General features: G+C 64.3%; 16 protein-coding genes. 12 read left to right on the top strand and 4 right to left on the bottom strand.

Features of this window, described 5'->3' with window-relative positions; translation table 11 throughout:
- Window positions 1–160 precede the first annotated feature (160 nt).
- From AC0L2F_RS03850 to AC0L2F_RS03840, 3 genes are read left to right on the top strand one after another with little or no spacing between them, the layout of a single operon-like run.
- Entirely contained in the window at window positions 161–949 is a 789-nt protein-coding gene (locus AC0L2F_RS03850; RefSeq protein WP_247816666.1) for an enoyl-CoA hydratase/isomerase, read from the top strand.
- Window positions 946–1,932: a phosphotransferase family protein gene (locus AC0L2F_RS03845; protein WP_473247550.1), complete on the top strand. Its 987-nt coding sequence runs from the start codon at window positions 946–948 to the stop codon at window positions 1,930–1,932. Before AC0L2F_RS03850 ends, AC0L2F_RS03845 begins: the two co-directional genes overlap by 4 nt.
- Before the next feature lie 3 nt (window positions 1,933–1,935).
- On the top strand, window positions 1,936–2,307 hold the full coding sequence (locus AC0L2F_RS03840; protein ID WP_007607986.1) for a DUF6285 domain-containing protein: 372 nt from the start codon (window positions 1,936–1,938) through the stop codon (window positions 2,305–2,307).
- Window positions 2,308–2,466: 159 nt separating this feature from the next.
- Here the strand turns inward: AC0L2F_RS03840 and AC0L2F_RS03835 are convergent, their stop codons facing one another.
- Window positions 2,467–3,246, bottom strand: coding sequence for an enoyl-CoA hydratase-related protein (locus AC0L2F_RS03835; RefSeq protein ID WP_473247549.1), 780 nt, complete (start codon window positions 3,244–3,246; stop codon window positions 2,467–2,469).
- Between the two features lie 211 nt (window positions 3,247–3,457).
- Between AC0L2F_RS03835 and AC0L2F_RS03830 the strand changes: the two genes are divergently transcribed.
- The gene (locus tag AC0L2F_RS03830; RefSeq protein ID WP_473247548.1) at window positions 3,458–4,732 is read left to right on the top strand and encodes an acyl-CoA dehydrogenase family protein; all 1,275 of its coding nucleotides are present in this window, start codon (window positions 3,458–3,460) and stop codon (window positions 4,730–4,732) included.
- 164 nt (window positions 4,733–4,896) lie between these two features.
- Here AC0L2F_RS03830 and AC0L2F_RS03825 read toward each other — a convergent pair whose 3' ends face one another.
- Both AC0L2F_RS03825 and AC0L2F_RS03820 read right to left on the bottom strand, forming a co-directional pair.
- Complete coding sequence (locus tag AC0L2F_RS03825) at window positions 4,897–6,474, bottom strand: fatty acid--CoA ligase (protein ID WP_473247547.1); 1,578 nt, start codon at window positions 6,472–6,474, stop codon at window positions 4,897–4,899.
- A gap of 220 nt (window positions 6,475–6,694) precedes the next feature.
- Window positions 6,695–7,567, bottom strand: coding sequence for an SDR family oxidoreductase (locus AC0L2F_RS03820; RefSeq protein WP_007607990.1), 873 nt, complete (start codon window positions 7,565–7,567; stop codon window positions 6,695–6,697).
- A 116-nt stretch (window positions 7,568–7,683) separates the two neighbouring features.
- On the opposite strand from AC0L2F_RS03820, the gene AC0L2F_RS03815 reads away from it, so the two are divergent.
- Window positions 7,684–8,493, top strand: a complete 810-nt coding sequence (locus tag AC0L2F_RS03815) for a crotonase/enoyl-CoA hydratase family protein (protein ID WP_473247546.1) — start codon at window positions 7,684–7,686, stop codon at window positions 8,491–8,493.
- Window positions 8,494–8,628: 135 nt separating this feature from the next.
- Window positions 8,629–10,173 (top strand): acyl-CoA synthetase, encoded by a 1,545-nt coding sequence (locus AC0L2F_RS03810; protein ID WP_473247545.1) that lies wholly within the window; start codon window positions 8,629–8,631, stop codon window positions 10,171–10,173.
- 45 nt (window positions 10,174–10,218) lie between these two features.
- Here AC0L2F_RS03810 and AC0L2F_RS03805 read toward each other — a convergent pair whose 3' ends face one another.
- Entirely contained in the window at window positions 10,219–10,845 is a 627-nt protein-coding gene (locus AC0L2F_RS03805; protein WP_473247544.1) for a GntR family transcriptional regulator, read from the bottom strand.
- A gap of 127 nt (window positions 10,846–10,972) precedes the next feature.
- On the opposite strand from AC0L2F_RS03805, the gene AC0L2F_RS03800 reads away from it, so the two are divergent.
- The 6 genes from AC0L2F_RS03800 (at window position 10,973) to ppc (ending at window position 18,097) form a co-directional block, all read left to right on the top strand.
- Window positions 10,973–12,160, top strand: coding sequence for a cytochrome P450 (locus tag AC0L2F_RS03800; protein WP_473247543.1), 1,188 nt, complete (start codon window positions 10,973–10,975; stop codon window positions 12,158–12,160).
- A 26-nt stretch (window positions 12,161–12,186) separates the two neighbouring features.
- Window positions 12,187–12,651, top strand: a complete 465-nt coding sequence (locus AC0L2F_RS03795) for an SRPBCC family protein (RefSeq protein ID WP_473247542.1) — start codon at window positions 12,187–12,189, stop codon at window positions 12,649–12,651.
- An 18-nt stretch (window positions 12,652–12,669) separates the two neighbouring features.
- Window positions 12,670–12,879, top strand: coding sequence for a ferredoxin (locus AC0L2F_RS03790; protein ID WP_473247541.1), 210 nt, complete (start codon window positions 12,670–12,672; stop codon window positions 12,877–12,879).
- 74 nt (window positions 12,880–12,953) lie between these two features.
- Window positions 12,954–13,358, top strand: a complete 405-nt coding sequence (locus AC0L2F_RS03785) for a YccF domain-containing protein (RefSeq protein WP_219683985.1) — start codon at window positions 12,954–12,956, stop codon at window positions 13,356–13,358.
- A 200-nt stretch (window positions 13,359–13,558) separates the two neighbouring features.
- Window positions 13,559–14,173, top strand: coding sequence for a chemotaxis protein CheB (locus AC0L2F_RS03780; protein ID WP_473247540.1), 615 nt, complete (start codon window positions 13,559–13,561; stop codon window positions 14,171–14,173).
- Between the two features lie 1,134 nt (window positions 14,174–15,307).
- Window positions 15,308–18,097 (top strand): phosphoenolpyruvate carboxylase, encoded by a 2,790-nt coding sequence (gene ppc / locus AC0L2F_RS03775; protein WP_473247539.1) that lies wholly within the window; start codon window positions 15,308–15,310, stop codon window positions 18,095–18,097.
- The last annotated feature ends 20 nt before the right edge of the window (window positions 18,098–18,117 follow it).

The raw sequence follows: 18,117 nt of genomic DNA, 5'->3' as shown, positions 1-18,117 counted from the left end.
TTCCTGTTTTTGCTTGGGTCGCGCATCAGCCGCTGCGCGCAAGATTGCTTGCTATGCTCCGATCACCATGGACAAGACCGCGCCAAAAATCAAATATGCGCCCCAGCAAATGCAATTCCGGTCTGCGAAACTGGCGCAGGCCGCAACTCACGAGGAAACTATGCAGTTCAAACATGTCACGCTCGATCTCGATGGTTCGGTCGCGATCCTCAAGCTCGACCATCAGGAGGTGATGAACGCGGTCTCCGTGGACATGCTGGGCGGTCTCGCGGAAGCGCTCGACGCGATCGAGGAAAAGAAGGGCGAGGTGCGCTGCGTCGTGCTGACGGGCGCGGGGCGGGCGTTCTGCACCGGGGCGAATCTCCAGGGCCGCAACAACCAGTCGAAGAAGACCAAGGCCGGCCTGACGCTCGAGACCGGCTTCCATCCGTTTCTACGCCGCATCCGCAATCTGCATTGCCCGATCGTGACCGCGGTCAACGGCCCGGCGGCCGGCGCCGGCATGAGCTTCGCGCTGCTCGGCGACATGATCCTCTGCGCGCGCTCGTCCTATTTCCTGCAAGCCTTCCGCCGTATCGGCCTCGTGCCGGATTGCGGCTCGACCTGGCTCTTGCCGCGGCTGATCGGCAAGGCACGCTCGATCGAGTTGTCGCTGATGGGCGAGCGGCTCCCGGCCGAAAAGGCGCTGGAATGGGGCCTCGTCAACCGCGTCTATGATGACGGCGTGCTGATGGAGGAGGCGATGAAGCTCGCGCGCGACCTCGCCAGCGGCCCGACGGTCGCGCTGTCGCTGATCCGCAAGCTCTATTGGGACAGCCCGGAAAATTCCTTCGAGGATCAGCTCAATCTCGAATTCCAGTGCCAGCTCCGCGCCGGCGACACGGATGATTTCCGCGAAGGTGTTGGCGCCTTCCTGGAGAAGCGTCCGGCGCAGTTCAAGGGCAAATGATCGAGGCGGAGCTTTCCCGCAGCGTTGCGCGCTGGTGCGAGGGGGCGACCGGCGTGACCGGCGCGGCCAAGCTGTCCGGCGGGGCCAGCCAGGAGACCTGGCGCTTCGACATCGCCCATCCCGATGGCGCGATTGGCGCGATCCTGCGCCGCTCTCCGAAGGGGTATGGCGCGGCGCCGACGCGCGCGGCAGGTCTCGGCGCGGAAGCGCAGCTGATGCAGCTTGCCTATGAGGCCGGCGTGCCGTCGCCGCACGTGATGCATGTGCTGACGCCGGACGACGATCTCGGCACCGGCTTCATCATGCAGCGGGTCGAGGGCGAGACCATCGCGCGCAAGATCCTGCGCGACGACGAGTTCGCGGCGGCGCGGCCGCTTCTCGCACGGCAGATCGGCGGCGTGCTCGCGAAGCTGCACGGGCTGCCGCGGGACAAATTGCCCGAGCTGCGCAGCCGGTCCGCGACGGAGGAGATCGCCGAGTTCGAACGCGACTATCGCAGCCTGGACTGGCCCAAGCCCGTGTTCGAGCTGGCGCTGCGCTGGCTACGCGACCTCGATCCGGGCCCTTCGGCCGAGACGACGCTGGTGCATGGCGATTTCCGCAACGGCAATCTCATCATCGGTGCCGACGGCATCCGCGCCGTGCTGGACTGGGAGCTCGCTCATCTCGGCGACCCCATGGAGGATCTCGGCTGGGTCTGCGTCAACTCCTGGCGCTTTGGCGAGATCGACAAGCCGGTCGGCGGGTTTGGCTCGCGTGAGGAGCTGTTCGCCGGCTATGAGGCCGCAGGCCGCAAGGTCGATCCATCACGTGTCAAATTCTGGGAAGTGATGGGCACGCTGCGCTGGGGCATCATGTGCGGCGGCATGATGCAGCGATTTCGCGAGGGCCCGGACCATTCGATGGAACGCGCCATGATCGGCCGTCGCGCTTCCGAGACCGAGATTGATCTGTTGCGGCTGCTGGCGCCGCGCGGGAGTTGACGCATGCAGGACGAGCCGACCCCGATCGAGCTGACCAAATCGGTCTCCGATTTCCTCCGCAACGACATCGCGCCGCTGATCTCCGGCCACCAGGCCTTCAAGCTGCGCGTCGCCATCAACATCCTCGATCTCGTGACACGGCAGTTGACGCGGGAAGAGGGCAGCGATGCTGCGGAGGTGGAGCGGCTGCGTGCGCTGCTCGGCATGGAGGGCTCGGTGACCCAGTTGAACCGCCTGCTGGCCGAGCGCATCGCCAAGGGCGAGGTCGATCTCGAAACCCCAGGCCTCGCCGAGCATCTCTGGGCGACCACAATGGACAAACTCGCAGTCGACCAGCCGAATTATGCATCGTACAAGCGCGAGTTGGGGCGGTAGGCAGCTTTGTAGCCCGGATGGAGCGAAGCGCAATCCGGGACGGTCGCGCGACGATGCATCTGCCCCGGATTACGCTTCGCTCCATCCGGGCTACACGTCAGTCCCTCGCAACTGTCATTGCGAGGAGCCCTTGCGAAGAAGCAATGACGAGGGGAGAGTCTACTTGCCAACCCATTTCGGCGGCCGCTTCTCCGAGAACGCCTTCGGTCCCTCGATGTAGTCCTGCGAGGCCACCATCGCCTTCACGGCCGGATACTCGCGCTGTTCCTCGATCGCCTGCTCCAGCGACACGCCGAGGCCCTTCTGGATCGCCTGCTTCGAGGCGCGGATCGACATCGGCGAATTCTTGGTGATCATCTCGGCCCAGCGCAGCGCGGCCGTGAGCGCCTCGCCCTGCGGCACCACCTCGTTGACGAAGCCGAGTTCGAGTCCCTCCTTGGCGCTGACATGGCGCGCGGTGAGGATCATGCCCATGGCGCGCTTCAGCCCGATCTGGCGTGGCAGCCGGTGCAGGCCGCCGGCGAGTGCGGCCAGCCCCACGCGCGGCTCGGGCAGGGCGAAGGTCGCGTTCTCCGAGGCGATGATGAGGTCGCAGGCCAGCGCGATCTCGAAACCGCCGCCCATGGCCACGCCATTGACCGCGGCGATGATCGGCTTGTCGCAGTCGAAGCGCGCGGTCAACCCGGCAAAGCCGCCCTTGTCCCAGCCGCGCTTGCCGCCGGCCGCCTGCCATTTCAGATCGTTGCCGGCGCAGAACGCCTTGTCGCCGGCGCCGGTGACGATCGCAACCCATTGCTCGGGATCGGCGGAGAAATCGTCGAACACCTTTTGCAGCTCGAAATGCGCATCGGTGTGCAGCGCGTTGTAGACCTCGGGCCGCGACAGCGTGACGATCGTGATCGGCCCCTTGCGTTCCACCTTGGAAAATTTCAGCTCCATCGCGCGCTCCCGCATTTTCTCGTGAAGGAATATTGCGGCTATACTAGCGCGCAGGCGCGTTTCAGCACCATCGAATTGCGCGGGCGCGCCTTGCGCGTCTCACACGCCTCGCATTGCTTGACTTGGCGGCGCTCTTCTCACCTTAATCGTGCGAAGCAAAGCTGCGCCCAGCGCCTTAACGCAAAACGAAAAAGTCATCCGGGAGAGAGCCGTGGATTTCTCATTGCCTGCCGATCTCGTCGCCTATCTCGCAGAGCTCGACCGTTTCATCGAACGCGAGATCAAGCCGCTGGAGGCGGCCGACGACAACATCCGCTTCTTCGATCACCGCCGCGAATGGGCGCGCACCGATTTCGAGAATGGCGGCCTGCCGCGTCACGAATGGGAGGCGCTGCTGCGCAAGGCCAAGGATCTCGCAGACGCGGCCGGCCATTTGCGCTTTCCGGTGCCGAAGCAATATGGCGGCAAGGATGGCTCCAACCTCTGGATGGCCGTGATCCGCGAGCACTTTGCCGCCAAGGGGCTCGGTCTGCACAACGATCTCCAGAACGAGCATTCCATCGTCGGCAACTTTCCCGTCGCCACCATGCTCGACCGCTACGGACGCGACGACCAGAAGTCGATGATCGACGGCTCGATCAAGGGCAAGTACCGCATCACCTTCGGCCTGACCGAGCCCAATCACGGCTCGGACGCCACCCATATGGAGACGCGCGCGGTGCCGGCGACCCGCGACAACGTCAGGGGCTGGATCATCAACGGCGAGAAGATGTGGACCACCGGCATGCACGTCGCCACGCATTGCGCGCTGTTCGCGCGCACCTCGGGCAATGACGGCGATGCGCGCGGCATCACCTGCTTCCTGGTGCCGGCCAAGAGCCATGGCGTGAAGATCGAAGAGTACATGTGGACCTTCAACATGCCGACCGATCATCCCCGCGTCAGCTTCACGGACGTGTTCGTGCCGGAGGACGCGCTGTTCGGCGAGGTCGGCCGCGGCCTGTCGCTGGCGCAATGTTTTGTCCATCAGAACCGCATTCGGCAGGCGGCGAGTTCGTTGGGGGCAGCGGTCTACTGCATCAACGAGAGCGTGAAATATGCGCGCGAGCGAAAGCCGTTCGGCAAGGCGCTGGCCGAGAACCAGGCGATCCAGTTCCCGCTGGTCGAGCTGGCAACGCAGGCCGAGATGCTGCGCCTGTTGATCCGCAAGACCGCCTGGGAGATGGACAAGCTCACCGAGGAGCAGATCGAGCGCACGCTCTCCGACCGCGTCTCGATGTGCAACTATTGGGCAAACCGCCTCTGTTGCGAATCCGCCGACCGCGCCATGCAGGTCCACGGCGGCATGGGCTATTCACGCCACAAGCCGTTCGAGCACATCTACCGCCACCACCGCCGCTACCGCATCACCGAGGGCAGCGAGGAGATCCAGATCCGCAAGGTGGCGGGATTTTTGTTCGGCTATATGGGGCCGGGGAAGCACTGAGGCGACTTTGCAGGGCATCTCTCCGCGTCGTCCTGGCGCAAGCCAGGACCCATTACCCCAGGGAGGGGTTTGGGGTGGACTGGTAATTGTCAGCCCTCGCCAAACTGCGTTCGGTGGTTATGGGTCCCGGCCTTCGCCGGGACGACGATGTGGATAGAGCGGGCCTAATTCACCCTTCGGTCCTTCCCCGCCCAATGCGGCTCCCTCAACTGCCGCCGCAGAATCTTGCCTGACGGGTTCCTCGGCAACGCAGGCAAAAACTCCACGCTCTTTGGCGTCTTGAACCCGGCGATGCGCTCGCGGGTGAAGTTGATGATGTCGGTGGCGGTCGCTTGCTTGCCTGGCTTCATCACCACGACGGCCTTCACCGCCTCGCCCCATTTGTCGTCGGGTATGCCGATCACGGCGGCCTCCGCGACGTCGGGATGATCGCACAGCGCACTCTCGACCTCGGCCGGGTAGATGTTCTCCCCGCCGGAGATGATCATGTCCTTGATGCGATCGTGGATGTAGAGATAGCCGTCCTCGTCCATGTAACCTGCGTCACCTGTGCGCAGCCAGCCGTCGCTACGCAGCGTCGCGGCGGTCGCCTCGGGCAAATTCCAATAGCCCGCCATGTTGGAGCCCGAGCGCGTCGCGATCTCGCCGACCTCGCGCGGCGGCAGCGGCTTGCCATCGACATCGAGGATCGCGATCTCGACGCCCGGCAGCGCCTTGCCGGCCGAGCGCATCCGCTCCAAGCCCTCGACGTGGTCCTCCGGCGGCAGCGCGACAATGGTGCCTGTGGTCTCGGTCATGCCGTACATCTGCACGAAGCCGCATTTGAAGATCTCGATGCATTCCTTCAGCAGCGCCGCCGGGATCGGCGAGGCGCCGTACAGCATGTATTTCAACCGGGAGAAATCGACCGTCCTCGCGCGTGGCTGCCGCACCACGAACTGCATCGCCGCGGGCACCATGAACAGCTTTGTGATGCCCGACTGTTCGAAGAAATCCAGCACCTTGGTCGGATCGAACTCGCGCGCGATCACGCCGCGGGCGCCGTGATAGAGCCCCATCACGCCCCAACCGGAGCCGCCGATGTGGAAGATCGGCATCGCGACCAGCGACACGTCGTCGGTCGACCACCGGTTCCACTCGGGCTTGTCCTCGGCATTGCCGGTTTGCACGAGGTTGAGGAAGTTCGCATGCGACAGCATCGCGCCCTTCGGCTTGCCTGTCGTACCCGACGTATAGAGCTGGATCGCGATGTCCCCGGTCGCGATCGGAACCTTGGGATCGTCGCCGCTCTGTGCATCGCGCCAGGCCGTAAAATCCTGCCATTCCGCTGCGCCGCCTTCGGTGGTGATGACGCTGCGCACGCCCGGCAACTGGTCCTTGATCTGGCGGACCTGGGTGATGAACTCAGGTCCCACGAACAGCACCGGCGCTTTGCAGTCGCTCACGATGAAGGCGACCTCGGGGCCCGCGAGCCGCCAGTTCACCGGCGCCATCACCACGCCGGCCTTCATGGCGCCCATCAGCAGCTCGAAATAGATGTCGCTGTTCTTGCCGAGATAGGCGATGCGCTGGCCCTTGTTCACGCCCATCGCGATCAGCGCGTTGGCCACTTTATTCGTCTTGACGTCGAATTCGGCGAAGCTGGTGGCGCGCCCCTCGAACTCGAAGGCGATGGCGTCGCCGCGGCTCGTCGCGCGCTCGCGCACCATGTCGGCGAGATTGGCCAATGGCTGTGTGGTCATGTTTCTCCCGTGACGTCTTGTTTTTTATGGTGGGGAGTGTGGCGTCATCCGCGGGGGAAGACAAGATGGGGGAAGGTACGCCATGGCTTCAACGTCGTCGTCCTGGCGAAAGCCAGGACCCATAGCCACAAAACGCAATTTGGCGAAGACTGGCCATGACCAATCTTCGCCAAAGAACATTCGGTGGTCATGGGTCCTGGCTTTCGCCAGGACGACGACGTCACCCCCGCTTCGCCCGGTCCTTCTCGTTCTGCGCCATGATGCTCTCGCGCGCGGTTTTCCAGTCGTCGTCGCTCCAGTCGCGGAGCTGGTAGAAATTGCCGCCCATCGCGAGCGCCTGCGCGCCGTCCATGGCGATGGTCTCGCCGCTGATCCAGTCGCAACCGCCCGAGATCAGGAACACGGCGACGTTCTGCAATTCCTCCATGGTGCCGACGCGGCCCATCGGGTTCATCGCCTTGGTGCGCGCGCCAGCTTCGTCGCCCGGCTTGATGCGCTTGCTCATGCCCTCGGTCGGGATCTCACCCGGCGCGATGGTGTTGAGGCGGATGCCGTAGCGGCCCCATTCGGTGGCTAGCGACATCGTCATGGCGTGGATCGCTGACTTGCTCATCGCCGACGGCACCACGTAAGGCGAGCCGTTGCGCACCCAGGTCGTGGTGATCGAGACGACGTTGCCGGGCTGCTTCAACGCGATCCAGCGCTTGCCGACCGCATGCGTCACGTAGAACGTGCCGTGCATGACGATGTTGGCGACGGCGTCGAAGCCGCGCGGCGACAGCTCTTCGGTGCGCGAGATGAAATTGCCGGCGGCGTTGTTGATGAGGTCGGTGAGGGGGCCGTCGCGAAAGATGGTCTCGATCATCTCCTCGACCGCGAGCGCGTTGCGGATGTCGACGCCGTGGCTGCTCACGCGGCCGCCATACTCGGCCATCAGCTCGGTCGCGGTCTCGTCGCAGACGATCTTGCGCCGGCCGCAGATGTGCACCTCCGCGCCGAGCTGGAGGAAGCGCGCCGCCATCGACTTGCCGAGCCCGGTGCCGCCACCGGTCACGAGGATGCGCCGTCCGACCAGAAGATTTTCCTTGAACATGGCTGTTCCCCCTGTCGCGATTGTCGGTTAATTGATCGATTGACTAAATCCGGCCGCCGTCGTCCTGTAAAGCGGCACCGAACAAGAACAGCCGGGAACCAAGGGAGAATTGATCCATGGAAGAGCGCGTCTCGATCTCGATCTCGGAAGGCGTCGCCGATGTCCGGCTGGTGCGCGCGGACAAGATGAATGCGCTGGATCAAGCCATGTTCGAGGCCCTGGTGGCCGCAACGGATCGGCTTTCAAAGGACAAGAGCGTGCGCGTCGTCGTGCTGTCGGGCGAAGGCCGCGCCTTCTGTGCCGGTCTCGACATGGGGCGTTTTGCCGCCATGAAGGAGAAGGGCGGCAACGGAATTCCGGGTGGCGAAAATCGCGATCTCACCAAGCGCACGCATGGCCAGGCGAATTTTGCGCAACAGGCGGTGTGGGGCTGGCGCCAGCTTCCGGTCCCGGTGATCGCCGCAATCCAGGGCGTCGCCTTCGGCGGCGGCTTCCAGCTCGCGCTCGGCGCCGACATGCGCTTCCTCACCCCCGATGCGCGGATGTCGGTGATGGAAATCAAATGGGGCCTGGTGCCCGACATGGCGGGCACGCCGATCCTGGCTTCGCTCGTGCGCGACGACATCTTGCGCGATCTCACCTACACCGGCCGCATCTTCTCCGCTCAGGAGGCGATGGCTTACGGTCTCGCCACGCGCATCTGCGACGACCCGCGCGCGAGCGCCCTCGAAGTCGCGCGGGATATCGCGGGAAAAAGCCCCGATGCGATCCGCGCCGCGAAACGCATGCTCAATAATCTCTCGGTCGATCCGGGCCCTGCACTGCTCGCCGAGTCCGTCGAGCAGCAGAAGCTGATCGGCAGTGCGAACCAGACCGAGGCGGTGCGCGCCAATCTGGAGAAGCGCGCGCCCAAGTTTGCGGATTAGCGCAGACCTCATCCCGAGGAGCCGCGAAGCGGCGTCTCGAGGGATGGGCCGCGATCACGGGCCTTCATGGTTCGAGACGGCGCTTTGCGCCTCCTCACCATGAGGGGCAACTTCAACAACAAAGAAAAACAACAAATGAGCGAAACCTCAAATTTCCTCGGCATCGTCTCCGGCGAGCGCAGCCGCTCCCATGCCGAGATCGCTGATCGTGCCGACCGCATCGCGAGCGGTCTCAGCCAGATCGGCGTCAGGCAGGGCGCTTGCGTCTGCATGCTGATGCGCAACGACATCGCCTTCATTGAGGCCGCCTACGCCGCGATGCGGCTGGGCGCCTATGGCGTGCCGATCAACTGGCACTTCAAGCCGGAAGAGATCAACTACATCCTGACCGACACCGGCACCTCCGTGCTGATCGGCCATGCCGACATGCTGCATGCCTTGCGCGATGCGATCCCGAAAGGCGTCACCGTGCTCAGCGTGCCGACGCCGCCGGAGATCCTGTCCAGCTACAAGATCGATCCTGATCATCTGAAGACGCCGGATTTCGCGATCGATTTCGAAGCCTGGCTCGCGCAGCACCAGCCCTATGACGGGCCGATCGTGCCGCAGCCCATGAACATGATCTACACCTCGGGCACGACCGGCCATCCCAAGGGCGTGCGGCGCAATGCGCCGACGCCGGAACAGGCGGCCGCCGGCGAGCGCATGCGCGCGATGATCTACGGGCTGAAGCCCGGCGCCCGCACGATCCTGCCGGGTCCGCTCTATCACTCCGCGCCGAACTCGTTCGGCATCCGCGCCGGCAAGCTTGGCGGCGCGCTGGTGCTGATGCCGCGCTTCGAGGCCGAAGAATTTCTCGAGCTGATCGAGCGCTACAAGATCGACACCATCTTCATGGTGCCGACCATGTTCATCCGCCTGATGAAGCTGCCGGAGGAGGTGCGCAAGAAGTACGACGTCTCCTCGCTCCGCCACATCATTCACGCCGCAGCACCCTGTCCGGCGGACGTCAAGCGCGCCATGATCGAATGGTGGGGGCCGGTGATCTACGAATTCTACGGCTCGACCGAATCCAGCGCCGTCACTTTCGCGACCTCCGAGGACGCGCTGAGGAAGCCCGGCACCGTCGGCAAGATATCGCCCGGCGCCGAGCTGCGCTTCATCGGTGAGGACGGAAGCGTTCTGGGCGTGGGCGAGATCGGTGAGATCTATTCGCGCATGGCCGGAATAGCCGATTTCACCTATCACAACAAGCCGGAGAAGCGCGCCGAGATCGATCGCGACGGCTTCATCACTTCCGGCGACGTCGGCTATATCGACGCAGAGGGCTACGTCTTCATCTGCGACCGCAAGCGCGACATGGTGATCTCGGGCGGCGTCAACATCTATCCGGCCGAGATCGAATCGGTGCTGCATGCCTTGCCCGGCGTGCATGATTGCGCGGTGTTCGGCATCCCCGATTCCGAATTCGGCGAGGCGTTGATGGCGGTGGTCGAGCCGCAAGCCGGCGTTACGCTCGATTCCGGCGATATTCGAACGCGGCTGAAGGCGTCACTCGCCGACTACAAGGTGCCAAAACACATCGAGATCCGCACCGGGCTGCCGCGCGAAGATTCCGGCAAGATCTTCAAGCGCCGCCTGCGCGATCCCTATTGGGAGCGGGCGGGGCGGAAGATCTGACCGAATGATCGCACAGAACGCCCCCGGCGCCGAGCGCCATCGCGCTTACCTTGACGATCGCCGCGCCACGTCTTCGACATAGGCCAACAACCGTTCGGTCGCCCTGGCCGCCGCGTCCGCATCGCCCTTTGCGATAGCTTGCGCGACTTCGATATGGCCCTCGACACCTTCACGGGGAAGCGTCCGTCCGTGGTGCATGAACCAGAAGCGGCGGTTCTGCGTGCTGATCGAGCGCATCATTGATGCCGCCGTGGCGTTTTGACAGGCTGCCAGGCAGAGCTGGTTGAACGCGACATCCAGCTGCGCGAATGCGTCGAAATCGTCCTGCTCGAGCGCTGCAGTCATGCGGTCGGCGATCTCTGCAAACTGCCGGCGCTGGTCTGCCGAGGCGCGCGCGGCTGCTCCGCGAGCGACGACCAGTTCGAGCGGCTTGCGCACTTCGATAACGTCGAGCTCATCGCCGAAGCGGCAGTCGGACACGATGCAGCCCCTGCGGGGCATGATCTGGAGCAAATGCGCGCGCGCCAAACGCTGCATCGCCTCGCGCACGGGCGTGCGGCCGATCCCCAGCCGTTCGCACAGCTCGGCCTCGGACACGAAGGCGCCGGGCCGAAGCTCGAGTGTCGCGATCAACTGCTCAAGCTGCGCATAGGCCTGCTCGGTCAGGCTCAAAGGCTCGGTGTTGCCCGGCCTCTTGCGGGCGGTGGGGCGAGATTTGGATTGACGAGGACTCATATATCATCTCATATATCATGGCACCGACCTTGGAAACGGCCGAGTGCAGGGAGGCAGGGAAGGCATGACGCGAGCTCCTGTGACTGACTGGGCATCGGATTGGGATCATCTCGACCCGGCATGGGTCAGCAATCCCTATCCGATTTGGCAGACCTTGCGTGACCAATGCCCGGTTGCCCACACCGGCCGCTATCGCGGTGTCTATTTCCCCACGCGATATGCCGATATCCGCGACGTCGCCTACAGTCCCGACCGGTTCTCCTCCCGGCGTGTTGTGGTTCGGGAAGGCGACTATCGGGTCAACTCGCCACCGATCACCTCGGATCCGCCCGAACATCGGCCGTTGCGGATGGTGCTGATCCCGCCGTTCACGCCGCAGGCGGTGGCAAAGCTTGAGCCGCAAACGAGGCTCGTCTGCAATGAGTTGATTGATCGTATTGGGTCGCGGACCAGCTGCGACGGCGCGGTCGATTATGCCCAGCATATTCCGGTGCGGATTATCGCTCACATGCTGGGCATACCGGCCGAACACCGCGATCAATTCCGCCGCTGGATCACGATGGCCCTCCAGGAGGGAATCACCAATCAGGCTGCCCTGAAACAGGCCGAACAGGAAATATCCGATTACTTCGCCGGGCAGATCACGGCGCGCCGCGAGCAGGGCGGCGATGACCTCGTCAGCTTCCTGATCAATGCGCGGCATCCGAGCGGCGAGCCGTTTTCGGACCATCAGGTTCTCGGCGCATTGCGCCTGTTGCTGGTCGCCGGCATCGATACGACCTGGAGCGCGATCGGATCGTCGCTCTGGCATCTCGCGACCCATCCTGATGACCGTGAGCGCCTGGTGCGGGAGCCTGCGCTGATCGGCAGCGCGATCGAGGAGTTCCTGCGCGCCTACGCGCCGGTCACGATGGCGCGTGAGATCGTCGAAGATACCGAGCTCCGGGGCTGTCCGATGCGGAAGGACGAAATGGTCATGCTTTCCTTCCCGGCCGCCAACCGCGATCCAGACAAGTTCGCGGATGCGGACACTGTCAGGATCGACCGGCCAGAGAATCCGCACGTGGCCTTTGGCCTCGGCATCCATCGTTGCATCGGATCGAACCTTGCGCGGATGGAGATGCGGATCGCGCTTGAGGAATGGCTGAAACGGATACCCGATTTCGCGCTTGACGGGGCGCGCGCCATGACTTGGTCCGAAGGCGCGGTGCGCGGCCCTCGCTTGCTTCCGCTGACTCTGGCAGCGCGCTGAGACAGCTACCTTCACCTGGAGGCCCGATGCTCTTCGTTCGAAAACACGACATTCTCATCGACGCCCCGCCGGAGGCGGTGTTCGACTACGTGTGCAATCCACATTCCTGGCCCGAATGGCTGGCCGCCTCGCACAAGATCGAAGGGCCTGACCGGCCGTTGGAGGTAGGGCAGACGTTCCGGGAGGAGTGGCAGATCCGGCGCGGCGTGATCGAATTGCACTGGACCGTCACGGAGAGCAATCGGCCAACTGCATGGACCTGCAAGGCAGACACCGATTTCATGGGCCCGATCGTCATCCGCTACACTTTTGCCGATGAGGCAGGGCGGACCCGCTATACCAGAGAGCTGACCAATCCTGATCGCCCCTCGGAACCGACCCAGGATCAGCTCACGCGTATGGACGAGGAGGCACGGATCGGGCTCGAAAACATCAAGAAACAGGTCGAGCGGCGCTTCGCGGCCGCTTATGTCAGCCCCTATCCGTGCTGAAGGGCAGGAGTTCGCGTCATGACAACCGAGATCACGGTCCGGGTGGATCCGGACAAATGTCAGGGCCACGCCCGTTGCAACGCGCTGGCGCCTGAGCTGTTTCAGCTCGACGAGTTCGGACATGCACGGGAATCCTTGCGCGTCTGCGCGGACCCCGACCTGATCGCGAAAGCTTACATCGCCCGCGCGAATTGTCCGGAGGAGGCGATCATTATCGTGGAGCGCTAGCTCGAGGCGAGAGTCCGCGCGCCATGAGCCCCGGTGTGCTATACCAACGGGATCATCGAACTCCGGATCACCCCATGGCTCCCGTTTCCATCCTGCTCAACCTGCTCTGGATTCTCATCGGCGGCGCCTGGATGGCGCTCGGCTGGCTGGTCGCCGCGGTCATCATGGCGATCACGATCATCGGCCTGCCTTGGGCCCGGGCGGCGTTCAACATCGCGGTCTACACGCTGATGCCGTTCGGCTCGCGGGCGGTCAGCCGCTATGAGGTCACCGGGGTCGAGGATGTTGGCACCGGCCCGCTCGGGGTGATCGGCAACATCATCTGGTTCGTGCTCGCCGGCTGGTGGCTGGCACTCGGCCACCTCCTCACCGCCCTGGCCCTCGCGATCACCATCATCGGCATCCCCTTCGCCTGGGCCCACCTCAAGCTCGCGGGCATCGCGCTCTGGCCGATCGGCAAGGTGATCGTGCCGGCTTAGGGCGAACTCGTAGGATGGGTAGAGCGTGAGCGAAACCCATCAATCCGTCCGCTGATGAGGACGCATGATGGGTTTCGCGAGTGCTCAACCCATCCTACGCACTCTCTTGTGAAGTCGCGAGGCTACCCGATCCAACCTCATTTCGGACCAGGCTTGAGGCAGATCAATCCTGTCGCAGTGCAGCCTGCCATTTTGGCGACATGCAGCCAAATCGAGCGGATGAGTTCGGGCCTTGTTTTGTCGCAATCGGCGCTTCCGGTGCTGAGGGCTTGCGCGATCTGGGAGACTTGCTCGGAGCGCTTCCTGCCAATCTGCCCGCCGTCGTGCTTGTGGTCCTGCATCGCCCCAGCGACCGCATCAGTTATCTGCGTGAGGTGCTGGCGCGCCGGTCGATGCTGCCCGTGATGATACCGGATGAGGACGAGGAGTTCCAGGTTGGCGTCTGCTACGTCGGTGAACCTGCAGCGCACCTTTCTCTGGCGGCGCGAAGCCGCGTCCACCTGATCGAGGGACCGCAAGACCTGTATCGCAACCGGACGGTTGACCTGTTGTTCACGTCTGTCGCAGCTCACGCCAGAAGGCACGCGATCGGAGTTGTATTGCGCGGTGAGCTAAGCGACGGATCGCGTGGTTTGGAGGCGATACATTTCGCCGGCGGCGTCACGATGGTGCTGGGAACGCACGGCGCCGCAGCCCGCGGCATGCCTTTGAATGCGACGGAATATGACGGGCCTGTCGACTTCATCGGCTCGATCAGCGACATCGCTGCGGAAATCGTCCGCCGGATCGCGATGATGGCCGTCAAGGCAGCCTAGAACTCGTAAGATGGGTAGAGCGTCGCCCGCTTTCCCTTGAGCGGCGAAGGAAAAAAGCGCCTGCGAACGCAACCAGCACTCGTAGGATGGGTAGAGCGCCAGCGAAACCCATCAATCCGTCGGTCGGAGATGAAGCAGGGTGGGTTCGCAAGGGCTCAACCCACCCTGCGCGCCCCGTCGACGCTGAGCACACCATTCCTCGCGTAGCCCGACGGGCAAAACACGCCATACACAGGTCAAGGCATTGGTCCGCGGATATTCTGATTGACCGAATTCATCGCTTCGGGTAAACCGCAAGGCATCCCGGCCCGCTAAAAAGGGCGTTTCGCGATCGTCACGATACGTGAGCCGGGATGCGATGGACGCGGCAGCGCCGGCGCGTGACGGGATGGCAGGGCGGGCAATCCTCGTGAGTCATCGCGATCCGCGCATACGACACGGCGCGGTCACAGCGTTTCTTTTCGGCATTGGGGGCGAGCACGCGCGAGCCTCCGATGGCTCGGGGAGGGACGTCCGCGGACGGCAAAAGCGTGTGGTCCTGACGCCCGGGGTCTGTGCGTCAAGGCTTGCGGTGATGTGCGGCCCGACCGGGTGCGTGCATCGATCATCCGCGAGGCGACGGGGGCAATAGTGCATCGCTCCCCGGGGAGAGCGCGCCATAAGCCGTAAAACCATTGCGCAGGGAAGGCCGGGATGTTCCGGCATCACCTGTGGTCACCCCCGCGTGCGTTTTTCGCGTGCGGACCCTGGGTGCCAGCCGGCGCCCGGCCTTCCCTGCGCCCTTTCTTCTCGACGAGGGCGAAACGGACAGCAAAAGCTCGGGCGCCCGCGCCGCGAGACCGCGAAGGTATGTTTATCGCGAGGACCTCCTCGTGTCCCGGACGCGCTGCAACGCGCCAGCGTTGCTGCGCAGAGCCGGGACCCAAAAGCGGATCAACGCCGGGCTCTCAGCTGGGCCCCGGCTCTGCAGCGCATCACGCCGCGAAGACGCGGCGCGCCTGCGCTGCGTCCCGGGCACGAAACCATTGCCCCTAATGTGCGCCGCCACCAAGTTCACCTTGCACTGCGGTAGAAAAATATCGCACACTCGGCTGAACCGGGCAGTCAAGCGAGCTCGAACCAGGGGAGCGAGCCATGTCCCTCCAGACCATATCGTCCGACGCCGCCGATCAGCGCCCCAACCGACCCGAGGATGTCCAGGCGCTGGAGGCAGATGCGCGGCTGCGGGACGACATCCGCCTGCTCGGGCGCATCCTTGGCGACACGGTGCGCGACCAGGAGGGCGCCGATGTGTTCGACCTCGTCGAACGCATCCGGCAGACCTCGATCCGGTTCCACCGCGATGAGGACCGGCTCGCCCGCCGCGAGCTCGAGCAGATCCTCGACAGCGTGTCGACCTCGGAGACGGTGCGGATCGTCCGCGCCTTCAGCTATTTCTCCCACCTCGCCAACATCGCCGAAGACCAGAACAACATCCGCCAGATGCGCGCCAACAAGGGCGGCGGCTCCGGCGTGCTGGCCGAGACGCTCGCCCATGCGAGGACTGCGGGCATCGGTGCCGATGCCCTGCGCAACTTCTTCAAGAGCGCGCTGGTCAGCCCTGTCCTGACCGCGCATCCGACCGAGGTCCGGCGCAAGAGCACCATGGACCGCGAGATGGAGGTCGCTAGCCTGCTCGATCGTCGCGAGCGCGTCGCGCTGACGGCGGAGGAGGCCGCCGCCAGCGACGAGCAGCTCCGCCGCGAGGTGCTGACGCTGTGGCAGACCAATCTGCTCCGCCGCACCAAGCTCACCGTGCTCGACGAGGTCGCCAACGGCCTGTCGTTCTACGATTACACGTTTCTCCGCGAGGTGCCGCGGCTGGTCAACGCGCTTGAGGACCGGCTGGAGGAGGGCGGGGAGCAGGCGGCCGGCGAGCTCGCCTCGTTCCTGCGCATGGGCAGCTGGATCGGCGGCGACCGCGACGGCAATCCCTTCGTCACCGCCGACGTGATGCGCGGCACGCTGCGGCTGCAGTCGAGCCGGGTGATGCAGTTCTATCTGAATGAGCTGCACGTGCTCGGCTCCGAGCTCTCGATCGCGGCCCATCTCGCCGACGTGTCCGAGGAGTTGCGCACGCTGGCGGAGCGCTCGCCCGATACCTCGCCGCACCGGAGCGGCGAGCCCTATCGTCTCGCGGTCTCCGGCATCTATGCGCGCCTCACCGCCACGGCCGAAATGCTTCAGGTCGAGATCACCCGCCGGCCTGTCGGCAAGGGCGCGCCGTATGACAGCGTCGGTGAGCTCAAGGCCGATCTCGACGTGCTGCACCGCTCGCTGATCTCCAACAACGCCGGCGTCATCGCCCGCGGCCGGCTGCGGCTGCTGCGGCGTGCGGTGGACTGCTTTGGATTACACCTGGCCCGGCTCGATATCCGCCAGAACTCGGCGGTGCACGAGCGCACCATTGCCGAGCTGATGGATGCCGCCAATCCTGGCATGTCCTATCTCGCGCTCGGCGAGGACGCGCGCATCTCCCTGCTCACCAACGAATTGCGCTCGACGCGCTCGCTGGTGTCGCCATTCGTCAAGTACAGCGACGAGACCATGGGCGAGCTCAACGTCTTCCATGCCGCCGCCGAGGCGCATGCGAAGTTCGGCTCGGACGCCATTCCCCAATGCATCATCTCGATGTGCAAGGGCATGTCTGACATGCTCGAGGTCGCGGTGCTCCTGAAGGAGGTCGGTCTCGTCCATCCCTCCGGGCGCAGCGCCATCAACATCGTGCCGCTGTTCGAGACCATCGAGGATTTGCAGGCTTCCAGCGCCATCATGGACCGCATGCTCTCGCTGCATGATTATCGCCGCCTGGTCGACAGCCGCGGCAGCGTGCAGGAGGTCATGCTGGGCTATTCCGACTCGAACAAGGATGGCGGCTTCGTCACCTCGGGCTGGGAGCTCTACAAGGCCGAGATCGGCCTCGTCGACGTGTTCGAGCGCCATGGCGTGCGGTTGCGCCTGTTCCATGGCCGCGGCGGTTCGGTCGGCCGCGGCGGCGGTCCGAGCTATGATGCCATCATCGCCCAGCCGGGTGGCGCGGTGAACGGCCAGATCCGCATCACCGAGCAGGGCGAGATCATCTCGTCGAAATATTCCAACGCCGAAGTCGGCCGCAACAATCTGGAGATCCTCGCCGCCGCAACCCTGGAGGCGAGCCTGTTGCATCCGCGCCAGAGCGCGCCGCGCCGCGAATATCTGACCGCGATGGACGAGCTTTCAAACCTCGCCTTCAAGGCCTATCGCGGCCTCGTTTACGAGACCGAGGGCTTCGTCGATTATTTCTGGGCCTCGACCGTCATCAACGAGATCGCAACGCTCAACATCGGCAGCCGTCCGGCGTCGCGCAAGAAGACCCGGGCGATCGAGGACCTTCGCGCCATTCCCTGGGTGTTCTCCTGGGCGCAATGCCGCCTGATGCTGCCCGGCTGGTATGGCTTTGGCAGCGCGGTCGAGCAGTGGATCGCGGAGCATCCCGACAAGGGCATGCCGTTCCTCAAGGAGCTCTACAAGGAATGGCCGTTCTTCCGCATGCTGTTGTCGAACATGGACATGGTGCTGGCCAAGAGCTCGATCGCGATCGCCTCGCGCTATGCCGAGCTCGTGCCCGACGAGGCGCTCCGCGAAAAAATCTTCGGCCGAATCCGCCGCGAATGGCATTCCTGCATCGAGACGCTTCTGGACATCATGGGCCAGGATCGGCTGCTGCAAGGCAACCCGCTGCTGGAACGCTCGGTGCGCCACCGTTTTCCCTATCTCGACCCGCTCAACCATGTGCAGGTCGAGCTGCTGAAAGAGCACCGCGCGCAGAACCCGGACGAGCAGGTGCTGCGCGGGATTCAGCTCACGATCAACGGAATCTCGGCGGGGCTGAGGAACACGGGTTGAGAAGCGAGTAGCGGTCTTAA

The organism is Bradyrhizobium sp. Ken64 (genome assembly GCF_055807555.1).
The sequence above is the reverse complement of the archived record's forward strand: the minus strand, read 5'-3'. Positions and strand labels throughout refer to the sequence as shown.

Bases quoted from the DNA above. Each gene is read 5' to 3' on its own strand.
- AC0L2F_RS03790 (WP_473247541.1), top strand. From the start codon at position 12,670: ATGACAACCGAGATCACGGTCCGGGTGGATCCGGACAAATGTCAGGGC.
- AC0L2F_RS03850 (WP_247816666.1), top strand. From the start codon at position 161: ATGCAGTTCAAACATGTCACGCTCGATCTCGATGGTTCGGTCGCGATC.
- AC0L2F_RS03795 (WP_473247542.1), top strand. From the start codon at position 12,187: ATGCTCTTCGTTCGAAAACACGACATTCTCATCGACGCCCCGCCGGAG.
- AC0L2F_RS03820 (WP_007607990.1), bottom strand. From the start codon at position 7,567: ATGTTCAAGGAAAATCTTCTGGTCGGACGGCGCATCCTCGTGACCGGT.
- AC0L2F_RS03800 (WP_473247543.1), top strand. From the start codon at position 10,973: ATGACGCGAGCTCCTGTGACTGACTGGGCATCGGATTGGGATCATCTC.
- AC0L2F_RS03780 (WP_473247540.1), top strand. From the start codon at position 13,559: ATGCAGCCAAATCGAGCGGATGAGTTCGGGCCTTGTTTTGTCGCAATC.
- AC0L2F_RS03835 (WP_473247549.1), bottom strand. From the start codon at position 3,246: ATGGAGCTGAAATTTTCCAAGGTGGAACGCAAGGGGCCGATCACGATC.
- AC0L2F_RS03815 (WP_473247546.1), top strand. From the start codon at position 7,684: ATGGAAGAGCGCGTCTCGATCTCGATCTCGGAAGGCGTCGCCGATGTC.
- ppc (WP_473247539.1), top strand. From the start codon at position 15,308: ATGTCCCTCCAGACCATATCGTCCGACGCCGCCGATCAGCGCCCCAAC.
- AC0L2F_RS03785 (WP_219683985.1), top strand. From the start codon at position 12,954: ATGGCTCCCGTTTCCATCCTGCTCAACCTGCTCTGGATTCTCATCGGC.
- AC0L2F_RS03825 (WP_473247547.1), bottom strand. From the start codon at position 6,474: ATGACCACACAGCCATTGGCCAATCTCGCCGACATGGTGCGCGAGCGC.
- AC0L2F_RS03840 (WP_007607986.1), top strand. From the start codon at position 1,936: ATGCAGGACGAGCCGACCCCGATCGAGCTGACCAAATCGGTCTCCGAT.
- AC0L2F_RS03845 (WP_473247550.1), top strand. From the start codon at position 946: ATGATCGAGGCGGAGCTTTCCCGCAGCGTTGCGCGCTGGTGCGAGGGG.
- AC0L2F_RS03810 (WP_473247545.1), top strand. From the start codon at position 8,629: ATGAGCGAAACCTCAAATTTCCTCGGCATCGTCTCCGGCGAGCGCAGC.